The organism is Rufibacter soli, from assembly GCF_054781795.1.
Genome location: NZ_BAAGTS010000002.1, coordinates 2583737 through 2603432, shown reverse-complemented (window position 1 = coordinate 2603432; position 19696 = coordinate 2583737). Strand labels below are relative to the sequence as shown.

Annotated in this window: 13 protein-coding genes; all 13 read left to right on the top strand. The window is 44.0% G+C overall.

What is annotated here, in order from left to right:
• Positions 1–16 precede the first annotated feature (16 nt).
• The 13 genes from ACYVJQ_RS12815 (at position 17) to ACYVJQ_RS12755 (ending at position 19430) form a co-directional block, all read left to right on the top strand.
• Complete coding sequence (locus tag ACYVJQ_RS12815; RefSeq protein WP_460893475.1) at positions 17–805, top strand: MBL fold metallo-hydrolase; 789 nt, start codon at positions 17–19, stop codon at positions 803–805.
• A gap of 13 nt (positions 806–818) precedes the next feature.
• On the top strand, positions 819–1226 hold the full coding sequence (locus ACYVJQ_RS12810; protein ID WP_460893474.1) for an ester cyclase: 408 nt from the start codon (positions 819–821) through the stop codon (positions 1224–1226).
• A gap of 873 nt (positions 1227–2099) precedes the next feature.
• On the top strand, positions 2100–3167 hold the full coding sequence (locus ACYVJQ_RS12805) for a LacI family DNA-binding transcriptional regulator (protein WP_460893473.1): 1068 nt from the start codon (positions 2100–2102) through the stop codon (positions 3165–3167).
• 94 nt (positions 3168–3261) lie between these two features.
• A complete protein-coding gene (kduI, locus tag ACYVJQ_RS12800) occupies positions 3262–4104 on the top strand; it encodes a 5-dehydro-4-deoxy-D-glucuronate isomerase (RefSeq protein WP_460893472.1) in 843 nt (280 codons plus the stop codon).
• An 11-nt stretch (positions 4105–4115) separates the two neighbouring features.
• The gene (locus ACYVJQ_RS12795) at positions 4116–4907 is read left to right on the top strand and encodes a gluconate 5-dehydrogenase (protein WP_460893471.1); all 792 of its coding nucleotides are present in this window, start codon (positions 4116–4118) and stop codon (positions 4905–4907) included.
• Between the two features lie 92 nt (positions 4908–4999).
• Complete coding sequence (locus ACYVJQ_RS12790; RefSeq protein WP_460893470.1) at positions 5000–6214, top strand: DUF4861 domain-containing protein; 1215 nt, start codon at positions 5000–5002, stop codon at positions 6212–6214.
• A gap of 786 nt (positions 6215–7000) precedes the next feature.
• Positions 7001–7618 (top strand): RNA polymerase sigma factor, encoded by a 618-nt coding sequence (locus ACYVJQ_RS12785; protein ID WP_460893469.1) that lies wholly within the window; start codon positions 7001–7003, stop codon positions 7616–7618.
• A 150-nt stretch (positions 7619–7768) separates the two neighbouring features.
• A complete protein-coding gene (locus ACYVJQ_RS12780; protein ID WP_460893468.1) occupies positions 7769–8047 on the top strand; it encodes a hypothetical protein in 279 nt (92 codons plus the stop codon).
• Positions 8048–8230: 183 nt separating this feature from the next.
• Entirely contained in the window at positions 8231–11350 is a 3120-nt protein-coding gene (locus ACYVJQ_RS12775) for a SusC/RagA family TonB-linked outer membrane protein (protein WP_460893467.1), read from the top strand.
• Between the two features lie 14 nt (positions 11351–11364).
• A complete protein-coding gene (locus ACYVJQ_RS12770) occupies positions 11365–13059 on the top strand; it encodes a RagB/SusD family nutrient uptake outer membrane protein (RefSeq protein ID WP_460893466.1) in 1695 nt (564 codons plus the stop codon).
• 16 nt (positions 13060–13075) lie between these two features.
• On the top strand, positions 13076–16204 hold the full coding sequence (locus tag ACYVJQ_RS12765) for a SusC/RagA family TonB-linked outer membrane protein (RefSeq protein ID WP_460893465.1): 3129 nt from the start codon (positions 13076–13078) through the stop codon (positions 16202–16204).
• 14 nt (positions 16205–16218) lie between these two features.
• Positions 16219–17967 (top strand): RagB/SusD family nutrient uptake outer membrane protein, encoded by a 1749-nt coding sequence (locus tag ACYVJQ_RS12760; RefSeq protein WP_460893464.1) that lies wholly within the window; start codon positions 16219–16221, stop codon positions 17965–17967.
• Positions 17968–18191: 224 nt separating this feature from the next.
• On the top strand, positions 18192–19430 hold the full coding sequence (locus tag ACYVJQ_RS12755; RefSeq protein WP_460893463.1) for a DUF2264 domain-containing protein: 1239 nt from the start codon (positions 18192–18194) through the stop codon (positions 19428–19430).
• Positions 19431–19696: the final 266 nt, after the last annotated feature.

Sequence of the window (19696 nt, the reverse complement as noted above, 5' to 3'; positions counted from 1 at the left end):
ACTAAGTGGAACAAATATGTCATCAAATATCCAATTTGTAAGAAACGCTACTGCCGTTTTAAACTATGCAGGCAAGCGTATATTAATGGACCCCTTTTTTGCTGAAAAAGGCCGGTACCCAGGGTTTCCAGGTACAGCTAATTCGCACTTAAGCAATCCCTTGGTAGATATGCCTGTAAATCCAGAAAGCCTGGTTGAGGTAGATGCTGTTCTGGTATCGCATTTGCACCCCGACCATTGGGATGAAGTAGCCGTGCAAACGCTACCTAAAGACATAAAAATCTTGGCGCAAAACGATGAAGATGCCAGCGTCATTAAGTCTCAAGGGTTTACCAATGTAGAAGCATTGGGGGATAGCGCAAACTTTGAAGGTCTTCACTTTAAGAAAACACACTGCCAGCATGGAACAGATGTTGCCTATTCTATCCCTGAATTAGCCGAGGTCTTAGGGAAAGCTTCTGGTTTCTTCTTCAATGCTGAAGGTGAAAAATCCATTTATTTCCTGGGTGACACCATCTGGATTGATGAAGTGGAGAACAATTTGAAAACCTGGCAACCAGATGTGGTAGTGGTGAACGCCGGCTTCGCAAGTTTTGAGGATGAAGGATTAGGCGCCATCATCATGGGGAAAGAAGACATCCTAAAAATCAGCCAACTATTGCCTAATGCAACTATCATTTCCATGCATATGGAAAGCGTAAATCACAGCATTCTGAGCAGAAAGGAGCTAAGAGAATTTGTTGCGGAGAACGGAATTCAGGATAATGTCATCATTCCTGAAGACGGTGAAGTGATCTTACTTTAATCCCGCCTGGAACATGAATGTTAAAAATAATATTGAGCTAGTCCATAAGTTCTACGAAGCAGTTGAACGTGAGGATTATGATACCGCGGCAGAATTCCTGCATGAAGACTTTGTGTTTTACTTTCAGGTGGACAGCCCAATACTGGGAGCCAATGGCTTTGTAGCATCCGAAAAGAAAAACTTTGATGCGTTTGAAGGCATTTCTTTTCGTATTCTGGAAATTTTGGCCGGAGGGGATAAAGTATCGGCCTACATGATATTTGAAGGGAAGCACACCAAGAACCCCGTGTTTGGCATGGCACCTAAAGGTAACTTTGTCCGCTTTTCTTTTTGCATGTGGCTAACCATCAAAGATGGTAAAATCATTGAAAAGCGGGCCCACTTTGACCAATTTGACATTAAAACGCAGGTAGAAAGGTGAAATTGATCTGGTAATGCAGGGTTTCAAACCTAAAATTTCTTTAACTTATATTTATTAGCGTCTCGCGACCTTTCATGTCACTTATAAAACAAAATAAGCCACTGAATTTCAGTGGCTTATTTTGTTTCTGTACCCAAGGCCAATCACTTCTCGAACTCATTCATTGCTGAATTGTCATTGGTAGTAGATATGTGACTTAAAAATGGTTTTTGTCGCCAATTTCTCCAAGGCGATGATAGCTATAGAACTGTCAAGAATCTTTACTAGCTCCTTTCGAATAAACTTTTGTCAAAAAGCTTTAGTAGTCAACTTATTCCATTAGTCATTAAAAGAATTGAGCATTTGCTCCACCTAAAAGGAGAAGATTCAAAATGGGTGCACCGTTATACATAAGATGGAGGCCACTGCCTATGTATGAAAGGTATATTATTTGATTAGAGAGGCAAATGGGTTGCCCTTTCCCAAAGATTTGAATTGACCTAGTGAAAAAGACCAAGAAAACTGTCTAAAAGTAAAATATAATAACTCTATACCTTTTGAGTCATAAAAATATTTTATCAGTAATTTTAGAAAGGAAGCCACATGATTTGTAAACTCCTCAAGGAAAAAAACTTGAGGGGATAAGAACTTAGTAGACAAACTAGACGTGAATACTTCAGATAAGAAGCTGCCGTGCTGAATAATGAAAGGTACGGCATACTCAATTGAGACAGGCATCTACTGAATTTGGTTAGAACTGATCCATTAAGAGCCTGCTTTCCTTTCTGAACTTTGTACCCAAGGCTGAAAGAAGTCAAGGAGAGCCTTATAAATATATTAACCTGACAAACCTTAAAGGGTAGCAGGTACTATTTTAAATAGATTGTTAGCTAAATGAAAAAAAGCCCTGAATACACCATTAAAGATATCGCTTCTGAACTAGGGCTTTCCATATCTTCCGTTTCCAGGGCATTGAACGACCATCCTCACCAAAGTGAGGAAACCAAAAGGCGCGTTCGGGAAGTGGTCAAGAAACTAAACTATCGGCATAATGCGCTTGCTGCAAGTTTACGAAACAGCAAATCCAACATTATAGGATTGATAGTCCCTAAAATATCCATGTACTTCATTTCATCTGTAATTACTGCTGTGCAGAACAAATTACAGGAGTTTGATTATAATCTCATGGTATGCCAGTCAAACGACTCAGTGGAGCAGGAAATGGCATTAGTCAATGCCATGTATGCCGCGCGAGTAGAAGGATTAATTGTGTCTACAACGCTCCATACCCAAGATTTCTCTCCATTTGATGTTTTTACTAAGGCCAATACGCCACTGGTATTTTTTGACAGGGTGCCTTTGAACTACCCGGTGCATAAAATTCAGGGAGATGATTACCTGGGAGGGTATAAAACTACGCTTCATCTTCTGGAGCAGGGCTGCCAAAACATAGCTCACATTGGAGGCCCCCTAACGTGCAGTATCTACCGTGACCGGTTCTTTGGCTACTTAGACGCTATGAGAGAGTATGGGATTAAGGCCCAAGAGAACCTTCTTTTTTTTCATGAACTCACCAAGGAAAATACCATGGAGGATTGCAAGGTCCTATTTTTTGGAGATTCTCGCCCAGATGCTGTTTTTGCCTGTAATGACACTGCTGCCATAGTTGTGGTGCAATATGCGAAGGAATTAGGTATTAAGGTTCCTTCAGAATTGAAAGTGGCGGGCTATTCAAATGACCCTCGTTCTGAGATTATTGATCCAGCCATTACTTCAGTGGAACAGCACCCGCATCTGGTAGGGGAGAAAGTAGCGGTTTTAATGATGGACATTATCCAACAAAAGGTTAATCCAGGAGAAGGTGTTTCTCTGACTACGCCAATAGACTTAATTGTTAGGAAATCTACCGGGGGAAAAGCAACCAAAGGCGAAATCCATACACCACTTTCTTTAGTTACCTAACCAATTCAAAGACCAATTACTTTAAAGCTTACTAGGCTAGAAGAGAAAGTCTTCTATTAACTTCAACATTAATCTAAATTCCAGAATCACCCATATGAGCAACAGGTATGATGTGCGGTATGCCGTTAGTCCCGCAGAAACCAAGACAATGGATACGGAGACATTACGGAGAAATTTTCTAATTGAAAATCTATTTCTGGAAAACAAGATAAACTTTACCTACTCCCATTATGACCGGTACCTTACCGGCGGAGTAGTACCTGTTTCTAAGGAGGTGCCGTTGGAATCAATTGATATTCTCAAATCAACCTATTTTCTGGAGAGAAGAGAATTAGGAATAATAAATATAGGGGAAGCAGGCATTGTCAAAGCAGACAATGAGACGTTTGAGCTTCAAAACAAGGAAGCCCTTTATTTAGGCAAAGGAGTTCAATCTGTATACTTCTCTAGCCTTGACTCTAACAACCCTGCCAAATTTTATCTCAATTCCACGCCTGCCCATCATGCTTACCCAAATAAAAAAGTTACTCGCCAAAAGGCGGAGGTGGTACATTTGGGATCTTTAGAAACGGCTAATAAAAGAACAATTAACAAACTTCTAATCTCAGGTGTCATCCAGACTTGTCAACTTCAAATGGGTATGACTGAGTTGGAAAATGGGAGCGTCTGGAATACTATGCCAGCACATACCCATGACCGCAGGATGGAGGTATATCTTTATTTTGACGTCCCAGAGGGGCAATCAGTTTGTCATTTCATGGGTCAACCAACGGAGACTCGCCATCTCTGGATGCAGAATGGCCAAGCTGTCATTTCCCCTCCCTGGTCAATTCACTCAGGGGCAGGAACCAGCAATTACTCCTTTATCTGGGGCATGGCCGGCGAAAACCTGGACTATGGCGACATGGATCATTGTGAAATTACTGACTTAAGATAATCTCCTTAAATATGGTATTAAAGATGTTTGACCTCACCGGAAAAGTGGCTTGGATAACAGGAGGCACATTGGGGTTAGGAATGGCCATGGCCAAAGCCTTAGGTCAGGCTGGGGCTACTATTATAGTGAATGGCAACTCCTCCCAGAAAAAAGTAGACCAAGCCATTGAAGAATATAGAAAAGAGGGGATTAAAGCCTACGGTTACCTCTGTGATGTGACTAACCAAGGGCAGGTGAAGGCTTTGGTGAGCCAAATAGAGCAAGAAGTTGGGCCCATTGATATTTTGGTTAATAATGCGGGTATTATTAAGCGCATCCCTTTGGTGGACATGGACCTCACCGATTGGAAAGAGGTGATAGATGTAGATCTAACCTCGCCTTTCATTGTAACGCAGGCTGTAGTAAAAGGAATGATTGCGCGCGGCGCAGGAAAGGTGATCAATATATGTTCCATGATGAGTGAGTTGGGAAGGCAAAATGTAGGTGCTTACGCCGCAGCTAAAGGCGGTTTAAAAATGCTTACCAAAAACATGGCAACTGAATGGGCAAAATTTGGGATACAGGTGAATGGCATCGGTCCGGGGTATTTCGCCACGGAACAAACCGCTCCTCTTAGGGTGGCAGGCAATGCCTTTCATGAATTTATTGTAAACCGGACACCGGCCGGCAAATGGGGAGATCCAGATGAGTTAGGTGGTGCTACTGTTTTCCTGGCCTCGCGGGCAAGTAATTTTGTAAATGGGCAGATTCTCTATGTAGATGGAGGCATTCTAGCTACCATTGGCAAACCTATGGGAGAATAGCAACTTCTACCAATATTCAGTTTGGGTTTGGGTTTAGCCCAGAAGCCAATTTTACTATAAGATTACCAACTTATTTTTCATTGAAGTTTTAAATGCAGAATTCATTCAACATAAAGGGATTGCTTTGGGCCATCTTTTTTGGGGGCGTGGCCCTGACAAACTCATGTCAGCAAGTTCCTGGGGGTAAAGTAATAACCGTGAAAAATAGACTTGGCCTTGACCGAACTTCAGAGACTATTGCTATTCCCGAGGCTGAGGTAAGGGCAATGGCTAGTAAGTTTGGCATTGAAAACCTCCTGATCAAAGACGGCGAAACGGAGAAAGTACTAGTTAGCCAGACCATTGATAATGATCAGGACGGAATAGTAGACGAGATCATTTTCCAAACAGATATCAAAGCCAGGGCTTCTAAAAAGTTCATAGTAATAGGTTCTCAGGATGGGGCTGCATCCAGGCCAAAGAGTGGGGTAAGAACTTTCTCACGGTTCGTGCCGGAGCGTACAGATGATTATACCTGGGAAAATGACCGGGTGGCCTTCAGAACCTATGGACCGGTGGCCCAAAAGATGGTAGAACAGAATATTCCAGGAGGAACCCTTACCAGCGGAATGGATGCTTGGCTTAAACGGGTCAACTATTCTATAATAGATGCCTGGTATAAGGGCTACCTAAAGGATCCTAATTTCTACCACAATGATAGGGGGGAAGGGTATGATCCATACCATGTAGGCCCAAGTCGCGGCATTGGGGGAATAGGTGTTTTGGACGGAGATTCTCTTTATGTATCCAGAAACTTTATTTCTTTTAAAAAGATAGCGGAAGGGCCCATTAGGACGCTATTTGAATTAACCTATGCACCCTGGAAAGCAAAGGATAGAACAATTACAGAAACCAAACTGGTAAGTTTGGACCTAGGGAGTAATTTGACGCGTTTTGAGCTAACCCTTGCCAGTAACAAACCTTTGCCTAATGTTACTGTAGGAATTACTCTACATGATAAAAAAGGTGAGGTGACAGGAAATAAGGAAGAAGGGTGGTTCCGGCACTGGGAGCCTATGGATAAATCTTTTTTAGGGACAGGTATTGTTATGGCCCCAACGGAGGTACAGAATTTCCTCGATTACCGGGTTCCTGCCAAAGATAGGAGTCACCTTTTTGTGGTAGCTAAGCCTGGCAATGGTAAATTAACTTACTATTCCGGTTTTGGATGGTTAAAGAGTGGGCAATTTAAAAATGCAGAAGAGTGGGACCAGTATTTGTCAACCTTTACTAAAAGACTGGCATCTCCCCTTGAAGTTTCCTTCTAAAGCTGCGTTGGCGTAAGGTATCTAATTAGACTAAATTGTTCGCCTCCTATTTTGGGGCCGTTTTTCCAAAAACGGCCCCAAAACAGGAGGCGAACAATTTATAGGGTTTTTGAAGCAAATGCCACCCCACCGGGTATTTAACTCCACATTTAAGGTGCACGGTCTCGCTTCTTAAGTTGGTTCTCCGTCATTTCCTATTAAATGACTTTTGTACAGTAGTTACAGCTTATAATAAAGGTAGTTGAAGCTAGCGGTGACAAAAACTCTAAAAATTTGCGTTTGCTTTTTTTACCTATTTATAGGAATGGCTAGAACCCTTGAAATGTCTACATAGAATGAAAGGTAAACCGGAAGGGACCTGATACTTAAGAGGAAAGTGGTGCCAGTGGTATAGTCTTCTGATAAAAATTAACCTTTTAAATCCCATCTCAGTCTTAATCTCACTTGTGGATCTGATGGAAAAAAGCCAGATAGAGATTTTCTCAGAGGATTTGAAGGATGTCTTACCTCTATTAGAAAAGTGGCTTAATGGTGAATGGAGGCACTTTCTAGATAATGTAATCCCAAATATTAACCTTAATGGAGTGATTAGATATTATTTGCGTTCTAGAAATCTGAAGAAAAAAAATAAGTGTTTTTTATACAGGTATTGCATAAATGTTAAAAAGACATTATTTTTATTTCAAATCATCAAGGGTATTGATGAAAAGCAATAGTCAGTTGAGCTATTGCTAATTTTTAAGTTTTAGCTGGAAACGTTTCCATAGTATCTAATTAATTGTACTTATGCGGGTAGCTCCTCCTTCCTCCGAAAATGTACGTCAGACAGGTCACTCATTCACCATTAATGAGGAATTGGTATGGAAACGTTTCCAGTTGGGGGATGAAGATGCTTTTGCAGAGCTATATGAAAGATATGTACAGGTAATCTTCAATTATGGCCTTAAGTACTCAGAGGATGAAGCATTGCTGGAAGACTGCATTCATGAATTGTTCTTAGATCTGTGGAAGAACAGAGAAAACCTTTCTGTTCCTAATTCTGTCCGCTTTTACCTTTTTGCCTCTATTAAAAGAAGAATCCACAAAGCCTCTCAGAAAAAGAAGGAGGTGACTTTTGATGGCTTTACAGACTTGGAAAAGGTGAGCATGGAAGTTAACCCATCAATAGAATTCTTGATGGTGCATGATCAAACCAAGATGCTACAAAAAGCCAACCTAAAGAAGGGGTTACTTTTATTGACGGCAAACCAAAGGAAAGCCATTCTCCTAAAATTTTATAAGAACCTTAATTTTCAAGAGATAGCCTTGGTAATGGATTTGAGCATTGATAATGTGTACAAAGTGGTTAGCAGAGGCCTGGTGGTACTTAGGAAGAACGTGAAGAATCTGCACGTATCAAGATAAGCCCTATTACAGGTGTTATAACTTGAACATCTTCCGAAGAATAATTGGCTTCCCTTTTTGTTTTTTCTGAAAATAATTGGACTAACCTGTCCAAACTAGGGCTTGTCTATCTCTATGTGATCATAACAAAGAGGGAAAAGGAAGATGGACATGCTTCATAAATATTTAAGCTACTCATCAGAGGACTTTATAGAGGACAGTTTCTTTTGGGGATGGGTTTTGGGAGAGGAGCAGGAAAGTAATGCTTTTTGGAAAGAATTTATACAAACCAACCCTCATAAAGCAGTAGCCATAGGAGAAGCAAGGGAAAGTATCTTACAGTTAAATGCTGAAAAGAACCGGCTTTCAAAGGAAAGAGTGGCCTCCATTTGGTCAAGGATTCAGGAATCAAAAAATCAAACCGCTTACCTAGAAACGGCACACCCATAACTGCAAGCAATTTTCCCTAGGCCTCCCAACGGGCAATTGCCAGCAGAACTTTGGAATATCTGCTTACAAACGCTTTCAGTTCTCATAAACCATGATTGTCAATAGTAGTTAATGGCGGGCAACGCTCATTCAAAGCAAGTATTTCAGATTTTACCCTACTTCTTTTACTTCATTTTACGGCACATGAAAATACATCTACTCGTAAAGAACCCTAAAATTTTTAAGAGCTCCCTTTGGAGGTACTTCTTGCTGTTGCTTGTCTTTTTGGCTGGCAAAAACAGTTTTGCAGCTGAAGCGCTCCATGAGTATGCTATTCCTTCTTCTTTCCAGCAGGACACTACAAAATCTGGATTGATAGTTGGTTTGTTGTTAGATACCAATGAGAAGCCAATTGTAGGAGCCGAGGTGCTTGTACAGGAAAAGTCTGAACAGGTGTTTACAGACCAAATTGGAGTCTTTAGAATCAATGCAGAAAAGGGAGATGTATTGACTTTCAAGCTTGGAGGCAACATCATATCTCAGTACACTCTGAAGTCTGATACCACCCCAAGGGTTATTGTAAGCTCTAAAGTCCCTGGCCTGAAAGAACGCCTGCCAGTTAGATTGCTAAATAAGGTAGAGGCTGATCCAAGGCTAACCGCCACGTCAACGGATGTGGTGTATACAGATGACTTGGTAAAATCAAACGTGACAAGTGTTAGAAACGCTTTAACCGGGCGTTTAGCGGGGCTTTATACAGTGCAAAGTTCTGGTATGCCTGGGGCAGATGCCGTGAGCACTTCTCTAAGAGGCCAGGAACCCTTGGTAATCATTGACGGAATTCCCCGTAACCTTACCATTTTTGACCTGGAAGAAATTGAATCGGTGACGGTCCTGAAAGACGCCCTCTCCACGGCTATGCTGGGGGTTAGGAGCTCAAACGGGGCTCTTCTAATTACTACCCGTAAAGGTTTTGAAGGAAAGCAACGCATCTCCTTTACAGCGCAAACTGCCATTCAAAAGCCCTTGAAAATGGCTCAAACCCTTAATTCCTTTGACTATGCCTCCCTATACAATGAGGCTAGGCAGAATGATGGGTTAGCTCCTACCTATACCCCTGAGCAGTTGGAAGGGTACCGCTCAGGATCAAATCCTTTTCTGTATCCTAATGTAAATTGGCAGAAAGAGGTAATGCGGAAGTCTTCCAGATTTGACCGGTATACCTTGAATGTAGCAGGCGGGGGTAAAACTGCCAAGTATTTTGTTGCTTTAGAGCATTTTAACCAAACCGGGATATTTAAATCTGCGCCAGACTCAAATGATTATGAGACTAATAACTATCTCAAAAGTTATGTGATTAGGTCTAATGTAGATATCAATATCACCGACAGACTATCAGCTGGCATTTATTTGCTGGGGCGCATCATGGATGGGAACGAGCCGGCAGGTGGTGGAATCTCCTTGAGAACCAATGGTATCTTCAATTCCATCTTAAATACGCCAAGTCTTGCATACCCGGTTTACAACCCCAATGGGACTTTGGCCGGTAACCAGCAATTTCAGAATAACATTCTTGCCCAAGTTCTCTACAATGGGAATTACCAGAATTATAAGCGAGATATCTTAACCGATTTCTATTTAAAGAGAGAGCTGGACGATGTAGTAAAAGGGCTATGGATAAGAGGTACTGCCTCATTTAGCTCCACATTATCAGAAACCCATGACAGATGGCAGCCCTTTGTTGTGTATGAAGGCTTTGGTTTAGGTACGCCACAAGAGCGCTATCAGCGATATGGAAACCCAGGATCCCAGGTAAACAACACCTTCATTGATTACCAGGGAAGGCAAAACTACTTTGAACTGGCTTTGGGGTATGATCGGCAGTTTGAGGACCATGGTATCAACGCTACCCTTTTAGGTAATAGAGATAATTCTGTTAATGGTTTAGGAAGCGGAAACAGCAACAACGTTACAGGCGCTCAAAGGATCACCCTTCCGTTGGTATTTACCGGAGTGTCAGGAAGGCTGGCGTATGACTACAAAAAGAAATATGTAGCGGAAGTAGCGTTTGGGTATAATGGCTCAAACCGGTATCCAGGTGGTACCAAGCGTGGTTTCTTCCCGGCAGCAGGCCTAGCCTACAACATATCTGAAGAAGACTTCCTTAAAAACGTGGGTTGGTTGAGTTTCCTGAAACTTTCTGGCTCTGTAGGGCAGACCGGTTGGGATGAGCCCGGGTACTTCAACTACAAGCAATATTACTTTGATGGGGCCGCCTATCCTTTTGGTACCACGCCAAGCAACCAGACAACCCTGGCGGAGCAACAATTGGCCAACCCTAACATCACCTGGGAGAAAGCCATTAAATACAATTTCGGCATCCAAAGCCGGTTTCTCAATGACCAGTTAGGAATTAATGTAGAGTATTTCAGAAACAGCTATTCTGATTTGCTCATGCAAAGAGGACGTAACTCCGCACTTATCGGGAATTCCTATCCTAATGAGAACATTGGCAAGAACAGGTATAATGGAGTAGAGCTACAGGTATCATGGCAACAAACTCTTGGGAAAGGATTTAACTACTACATTTCTGGAAACGCCAGTTCCTTGCAGTCTGAGGTGATTTATCAGGATGAGGTCTATAGACAGTATGACTGGATGAACCGTACAGGTCAGCCGGTAGGGCAGCGGTTTGGTTTTATTGCGGATGGTTTCTTCCAATCAGATGCAGAGGCTAAGAACAGCGCAACCATTACTGGCTATGCTCCCAAAGCGGGTGATATCAAGTATAGAGACCTGAACAGCGACGGGGTAATTGACCAGTTTGACCAAACAGCAATTGGCAATACTAAACCCTTATTTTATTATGGAGTTGATCTTGGTTTCAGTTTCAAAGGGTTTGACTTCAGCGCACTTATCCAAGGCGTACAAAACAGAGACATATATTTAAGTGGTTCTGATGAATGGGAATTCCAGAACGGTGGTTTTGGACAAGCCTACCAACATCACCTAGGCAGATGGACCCCAGCAACTGCAGCTACTGCTACTTATCCCAGATTGTCTATCGGCTCAAATGTCAATAACCAGGCTACCTCTTCTTTTTGGGTGCATTCAGGGGAATATGTTCGGTTGAAGAACCTGGAGGTTGGCTATACTTTGCCTACTAGTGTGGCAGGAAAAGTGAAGCTTCAATCTATCAGGGTGTTTGCGAATGGATTAAATCTGTTGACAAAGACCGATTTAGATAGGAGAGACCCAGAAGTAGCTCCTGGAACCTACCCCATTCAGCGCGTGATGAACATGGGAATAAATATTAAGCTTTAATTGAAGATCTGAAGATGAAGAAGATATTTAAATACGCTCTTTTAGCAACCTCACTTAGTATTTTCAGCGCCTGTGAAGACCCAGAGACAACACCTTTACAGCGTGTTACAGGGGACTACATGTGGGACCCCAATGACCTGAATGGTCAGCTTCCGCAATGGTTTTTATTTAACCTTTATAACTACCTCCCAGATGGTTTCAATCGGGTAAACGGTGACTATTTAGATGCGGCATCAGGTGATGCGATCCCATCAAGAGTTAACATGCCAGTAGAAAACTATACTAACGGAAGAGTTAGCGTTTTAAACAACCCTGATCCGTATTGGGGGAACAGCTACTATGGTATAAGAGGGGTAAACATCTTTCTGGCAAACATTGACAATATAAAGTCAGATGCGGTGAGCGCTCCATCCAGAATACCCTGGAAATCTGAAGCCCGGTTCATTAGGGCAATGCTCTATTTTGAATTGCTAAAACGTTATGGGGGTGTTCCTTTGGTAGGTGACAAGGTATTTACCTTAGAGGATGACTTGCAAATACCACGCAACACCTTTGAAGAGGTAGTGAACTACATTGCCGCTGAATGTGATGCCATAAAAGGAGATCTTAGGCTTGAATCGGCTATTCCGGCCGGGGAGTGGGGAAGGATTTCAAAAGGGGCTCCTATTGCCTTAAAATGTCGCCTGTTTCTTTATGCTGCCAGTCCGCTTTTCAATGGGGGCGGAACTGCCGCCAATGCAGAGTTAAAGGCATTGACGGGGTATCCCACTTATGAAGCAAATAGGTGGAATCGCGTTATAGCTGCCGCAGAAGAGTTGAAGGCACTGAACTACTACGCGTTGAATACATCTTTCGCAGGATTATTCACCACTAAAAAGAACAATGAGGTTATCCTGCAAAAGCAGCGGGGAAATACCTCAGACCTGGAGCAGCTTAACTCCCCGGTAGGGTATCAGGGGCAAGTAACGAGCAACGGCCGCACCAGCCCTACCCAGAACTTTGTGAATGCCTTTACAGACATTAATGGTTTGCCTATCTCTGACCCTGCCACGCTTTATAAAGCCAATGACCCTTACGCCAACAGAGACCCTCGTTTTGCGGCCACTGTTTTCTATAATGGCACCAGATGGCTTAACAGGGGAGTGGAAACCAATGATGGCGGAAAAGACAGACCGGGCGGCATAGCGGTGCAAACCAGAACAGGATACTACCTGCGCAAATTTATGGCTGATTTTACTAACAGTTCGGTTTTCTCCAACCAGAGCCATAACTACAACCTCTTCAGATTTGCTGAGATACTGCTCAATAATGCAGAGGCCTTGAATGAGACAGGAGAGACGGAAAAGGCTGTAACGGAAATCATAGCCATTAGAAGGCGGGCAGGTATACGGGCCGGAACAAACAACAGGTATGGAATAAAGGCAGGTATTACCCAAAGTGAGATGAGAAGCCTCATCAAAAATGAAAGAAGGATAGAATTGGCTTTTGAGGAACACCGATTCTGGGATTTACGCCGCTGGAAAGACGCAGAGACTGTTCTTAATGGTCCTGTACAAGGGGTAAGAATCGTGAAGAACGCAGACAACACGTTTTCATATACCTATGAAAATGTGGCCAATCTCATCTTTACTCCCAAGTTATACCTCATGCCTCTGCCCTATGACGAGGTGACAAAAAATTTACGTCTGTTACAAAATCCCGGCTGGTAATCCTTAACTGAACGTTATGAAAAAAAACTTATACTATATATTATTTGCCTTACTGTTTGTAAGCAACGCTGTTCTTGCCCAGAACAAGGCCATCACCGGCAAGGTGACGGATAAGTCTGGTCCGTTGCCTGGTGCCTCTATTGTAGAAAAGGGGCAGATTACCAATGGCACCATGACAGACATAAATGGAAATTTCTCCTTGCCCTTGAAAGGAAGTAGTCAGACCCTGGTCATCAGCATGATTGGGTACCTACCCAAAGAGGTGAATGTGGCTGGCCAGACCAGTGTCACAGTGCTTTTGGCTGAAGACTCCAAGAACCTGGATGAAGTGGTAGTGGTTGGGTATGGTGAACAGAAGAAAGTTACCATGACGGGCGCGGTGAGTGTGGTTTCTGGAGAGGTGATAAGAGAGAACCCTTCCGCCAGCTTGCAGAACTCGCTTGTAGGTAAAATGCCTGGTTTCTTTTCTCAACAGCAATCAGGTAGACCAGGTGGAGACGGTGCAGACTTCTTTATTAGGGGGATTAGTTCTTACAATGGAAATAACCAGCCGCTGATTATAGTAGATGATATTGAATTTACCTATGAGCAATTCTCTCGCTTAGATGCCAATGAGATTGAAAGCGTGAGTATTCTAAAAGACGCTTCCACTACGGCGGTATATGGTATTAAAGGAGCGAATGGCGTTTTATTGGTAACTACCCGCAGAGGAGTGGAAGGTAAGCCCAAAATCAGCATCCGGACGGAATATAGCATGCAGCAGCCTACCATGTTTCCTAAGTTTTTAGGTTCTTATGAGAGCGCATTGCTTCATAACCAGGCCCGTAAGAATGATGCTGAATTCAATGGCACAACATACACTCCCGCTTTCTCAGATGAGGCGGTAGAAGCTTTTAGGACTGGTTCAAACCCTTATTTCTATCCAGATGTAAATTGGAAGGAAGTTTTATTCAATGACTTCGCGAAACAGTCACGAACCAACCTGGATGTTTCAGGCGGCACTGAAAAGGTAAAATATTTCGTGTCAATGGGGTACCTAGACCAAGGTGGGATGCTAAAGAATTTTGGAAAGGAATCGGGCGTAAATAACTCCTACTACCACAGAAGGATGAATTACCGCTCTAACCTTGACATTGCCGTTAACAAAGACTTTTCCCTTAGGCTGGACCTGTATGGTAACATTGGAGAGATCAACAATCCGGTTATGCCAGGAACGCAATGGGGTTATAATGACCCGTTCTATGAGTATAGCAGTTACCTTTCGTTGTCACCCTATGCCCACCCCACTTATAACCCAGATGGGAGTATAGCCTATCGGTTGGGCTTGCATCCTGGCAGATATGAGGGACCTAACAGTATCATTGCCAGGCTAGCTTACGGTGGTTATTCCAGAAACCATGAAAATAACATGAACCTGGTGAGTAGCGCTAATTATAAATTGGATGCTATCACCAAAGGGTTGTCCTTTAAAGGAACGCTTTCCTACGCCAGCACCTACGGTTATACCCGCAGTATGACCCGTAGTACTTTCCCTTCTTACATCTGGAATCCAACTACAGACACGTACACCTCTTACCCTAATAGAACTTATAGGTTACAGCGTTTCTTTGATGATTATAATGCTGGTGGCACTACCCGCGTGCTTACAATGCAGGCCATTTTAAATTATGATAGAACCTTTGGCGACCACCACGTGTATGGCTTGGCTCTTATGAACCAGAGCAGTGACATTAGGGGGGGTAGAAGAAGTGACTTGAATTACAAACCTATCGGGTTCAAAGGTTTCACTGGCCGCTTAGGCTATGACTACAAAGACAAATACCTTTTCCAGTTGAACGCCGGCTACAACGGTTCCCCACTTTTTTCAAGTGCTAACCGGTTCGGTTTCTTTCCCGCGGTTTCAGCGGGATGGAATATTTCAGAGGAGCCTTTCTTCAAGGACAACATAACCTTTGTTAACTTCTTAAAGGTTAGAAGCTCTTATGGTCTGGTTGGAAATGACAGATTGGGCTCTGGATTCTCCTATTACTATGAGCAAGTCTATACTAATGGAGGCAGCGCTTCTTTTGGTACACAGCACAATAACTATGGTGGTATTGTAGAAGGGGCTCTGCCCAATTTTGACGTAACCTGGGAAAAGGAGAAGAAATTTGATGTGGGCATGGAGCTAAGGTTCTTCAAGGACAGGCTAACCACTAACCTGGATTATTTCAGAAATGAGCGCTATGACATCCTAACCTACAGATCTGGGGCAGAAGGTACTGTGTCTGATATTTTCGGTCAAACCTCTCCGCCGTTTAACCTGGGCAGGGTAGAGAATAAAGGCTATGAGTTTGAGATGGTTTGGCGAGATAACATAGGGCAGGATTTCTCTTATAACCTGCGCGCTATGTACTCTGTGGCTGACAATAAAATTTTATTCAGAGATGAGCCCCAGGCCGCCTTCCCTTACCAACGGCGTACTGGCAACAACATCAACACCCAGATGGCTTATGTCTGGACTGGTACTTTCTATGAAAGCAGAGAAGACATTGCCAAAAGCCCTAAGGTAGAGATTGGCACCGCCAGACCAGGAGATTTGAAATACGTGGACATGAACAGTGACGGCGTCATCAATGCTTTTGACCGGGCCTACGTAGGCAACCCTGCCAACGTGCCTCCCACTACCTTCGCGTTTGAATTTGGGGTAGGTTACAAAGGATTCAGCTTGAAATCTATGTTCCAGGGTGCCAAAGACTTCAATGTAGGAGGAGTGGCCGAGAACATCCAGTTTTTGGGTTCTAACATGCAAGAAATCTTCCAACACGCCTGGACACCAGAATTAGGCAACAATGCCCAATATCCTGTCTTGTCAGAAAACATGGGCATCAGTACCCCAAGAGGAAGCACTGTATCTACCTTTTGGTTTATCCCAGGTGACTACATCCGTTGGAGAACGGCAGAATTCAGCTATACTCTGCCAACCTCTTTTGTGCAACGCATGAAACTGCAAAACATTAGAATCTACACCACAGGTAACAACTTGCTTACCTGGTCAAAAATCAAGGATTTATACCAGATGGACCCTGAAATTGCCAGCGGTAGAGACCGGATCACCTATCCTCCGCAGCGTGTCTTCAACCTGGGATTATCTGTTACCTTCTAAAAATCTGGATGAACATGAAAAAGTTACTTTTATTGGTCTTATTAGGCGCCGCTCTTACCTCTTGTGATGTAGACGGAGATGAATTCCTGGGACCTCAAAATACTGGGGCTATTTCTGAGGAAATGGTATTTACTGACAGTATCCGAACGACCGCTTTCCTAACCAGAATTTATGAGGATGTAGGGTATGGATTTAACTTTGGCTCATTTGATTCACACGGGAACTTGAACCAACCCACAGATGACGCGGAGTATAGCCTTTCAGGTAGCACGCAGGCGGCGGTGATCCTTTATGCTGGAACCTTAAACCCTTCTACCTACTCTTCCACAACTTTATTCAATAACTTTTGGGCTATGCCTTATGCCAACATCAGGAGAGTAAACCTTCTGATAGCGAACATTGGCAGATCTCCCTTAAGCCCCTCTACCAAAAACAGAATGTTAGGGGAAGCCAGATTTTTGCGAGCCTGGTATTACCATACCTTGATTAAAGCCTATGGTGGGGTTCCGTTGATTGGAGACCAGGTTTTTACCGGAACAGATATCATTAATGTGCCGCGTAACAGCTATGAAGAATGCGTGAACTATGTGGTATCTGAATTAGACGCGGCAGCAGGTATGCTGGATGCTGTGTTGCAGGAGCAATTCTATGGCAGGGCAGACAAAGGCGCCTGTTTAGGCCTTAAGTCAAGGGTTCTTCTTTTTGCGGCCAGCCCTCTGTTCAATGGGGGGGCAGTTACCAATAGTCCTGAGGTGGCAAAGATTGTCAGCTATCCTACCTATAGTGTTGCTCGTTGGCAAAAGGCGGCCCAAGCTGCAGAAGAGGTAATCAACATGGGTCGTTATTCCTTACACGTTGACAACACCACGGCACCAGGCTATGGATTTTATGACGTGTTTCTGAAGCGGGTGAACAATGAGTATATCTTTGCCAGGCACCGGCCGGCAAACAGAGATGTTGAAGGCCATTTCTTCCCTTCCACCAGAGGAGGAGCAAAGTACACTATGCCTACCCAAAATCTGGTTGATGCCTTCCCAATGGCAAATGGTAAGCCCATTACAGATCCAACATCTGGTTATAGTGAGACAAATCCTTACGTGAACCGTGACCCTAGATTCAACAATTCCATTATTTACAATGGATCTGAAGTGTATCTGGCCAGTGCAAGTAGATTACAACCTGTCTATACCTATTTAAATGCCCCTACTGACGGTTTTGGCAATGGGACCACTACTGGATATTACAGCCGGAAAATGGCAGATGTGAATTCAAATGCCAATACTGAAAGGGGCTGGCCCTTGATGAGGTACGCTGAGATCCTGTTGAACTACGCAGAAGCTATTAATGAAACAGGTCAAACAACTTTAGCCTACCCTAAGTTAATTGACCTTCGCAGGAGGGCCGGCATACAGCCAGGAGCCGATAACATGTACGGGCTTAAGGCCAATATGACCGTAGATGAAATGCGCACCGTCATTCAAAACGAAAGAAGGATAGAGCTGGCCTTTGAGTCACACAGGTTCTGGGATTTACGACGCTGGAAAACCCTGGAAGGCATGTATACCAATGGAGCCAGGCAAAACCAAGTGATGAGGATTGTGAAGTCGGGCAGTGCCACGGTGGTTTCCCCTTCAGACACCTATAAGTATAATAGGGAGTCTTCTATTCGCACGCATGCTTTCAGACCAGCCCTGTATCTGTTCCCTATCCCACAGACTGAGATTAACAAAATGCCTAACATGTTACAGAATCCAGGGTATTAATTTCCTGGGCCAGCGGGCATTACTGGTTTGAGGGTGTTTTAGGAAAAACTGCTCATTTAAACCAAGCCCTCTTCGAAAGGCTGGCCTACCTTAAATACGAATACACACCGTTCTTCATAGGTGTAAACTGGCGCGGATACCTAAAAGGCTGTTAAAAGAAGCCATACAGGTATCCGCTACTTTTATTCCACCAGTTTAGGTTAACCCCCAAAATTACCCACTACATGAGAATTTCACGATTACTACTTTCCTGCTGCCTGGTACTTTGCCTGGTTCTTCCGGCAGTAGCCCAAAAGAAAAACGCCGCCAAAGCAAATGATAGAAAAGTATGGCTGGCCCAGATGGATAGGATTGTGCGGCCGGTACTTTCTAACCTGGCGGAAGACAGGCTGAAGGAAAAAATGCCGGTCCAGTTATCTGCCAGGATAGACAATAAAAGCTCCCGCGAGAAGGTATCTTACCTGGAGGCGTTTGGCCGGGTAATGAGCGGCATAGGACCTTGGTTAAGCGCAGAGGGCGGATCAAAAGAGGAGGTGGCACTCAGAGGCCAATACCGCCAATGGGCGATTAAGGCAATCGGTAATGCAGTAAACCCTGCGGCCAAAGATTACCTGGAGTGGAACGGAGGGCAACCTCTGGTAGATGCCTCTTTTCTGGCGTTAGGCCTGGTGCGGTGCCCCTGGTTATGGGAGCATCTGGAAAACCCGGTAAAGCAGCAGGTAATTACTGCTTTCAGGGCCACCCGCGCTACGGTGCCCGTTTTCTCCAACTGGGTCCTGTTTACGGGCATGATTGAAACCTTCTTTCTGCAGTACGGCCTGGAGTATGACATGGTGCGCATTGAATACGGGGTAAGGCAATTTGCCAACCATTGGTATGTAGGTGATGGCCTTTATTCAGACGGGATGAACTTTGCCCTGGACTATTACAACAGCTACGTGATTCAACCTTACCTGGCCACCATAGTGGGGGTGGTAAACCAAAAACGGAAAAGCTACAATTGGTATGCGTCCAATCTGCTCAAGATAACCCAGCGGTACGCTGAAATCCAGGAGCGCCTCATCCATACAGACGGCAGTTTCCCGGTAATAGGCCGGTCAATTGCCTACCGGGGTGGCGCTTTCCACCATCTCGCAGATATGGCGTACCGCAGGCAGCTGCCAGAATCCCTGCCTCCGGGGCAGGTGAGGAGTGCCTTGACAGCCGTCCTCAACAAGACGATGGAGGCGCCCACCACCTTCACCAAAGAAGGGTGGCTGAACATTGGTTTATATGGGCTTCAGCCTGACGTAGCAGATTTCTACATCACCACGGGCAGCCTTTACCTCTGTGCCACTATCTTTTTGCCGCTTGGCTTGCCTGACACAGATCCATTCTGGACGGCTCCCGCCGCCCCCTGGACGGCTGTAAAAGCCTGGAGCGGGCAACCAGTTAAGGGAGACCACGCGCTGGAATTAAAATAGCCCTAGCGCCGCCTACAGTTGCAGAAGGGCATCAGTTTGTTGCCATGGTTTTAGTGTGATTTCAAAATATGCGTTTCTGTTTTAGGCCTGTTTTTCTGAAAACAGGCCTAAAACAGAAACGCATATCTTTTTAAGAAAGCCAGCCAGCTTTAAGGATAAAAGATGCCTCAAACAAAAGGCAAAAGTTTCTAACAAGCGTGGTTATAAGCACCAGTGAAATCACTATGCAAGAAATTTTCATTGGTATTTGTCCAATTGGCTTCCTT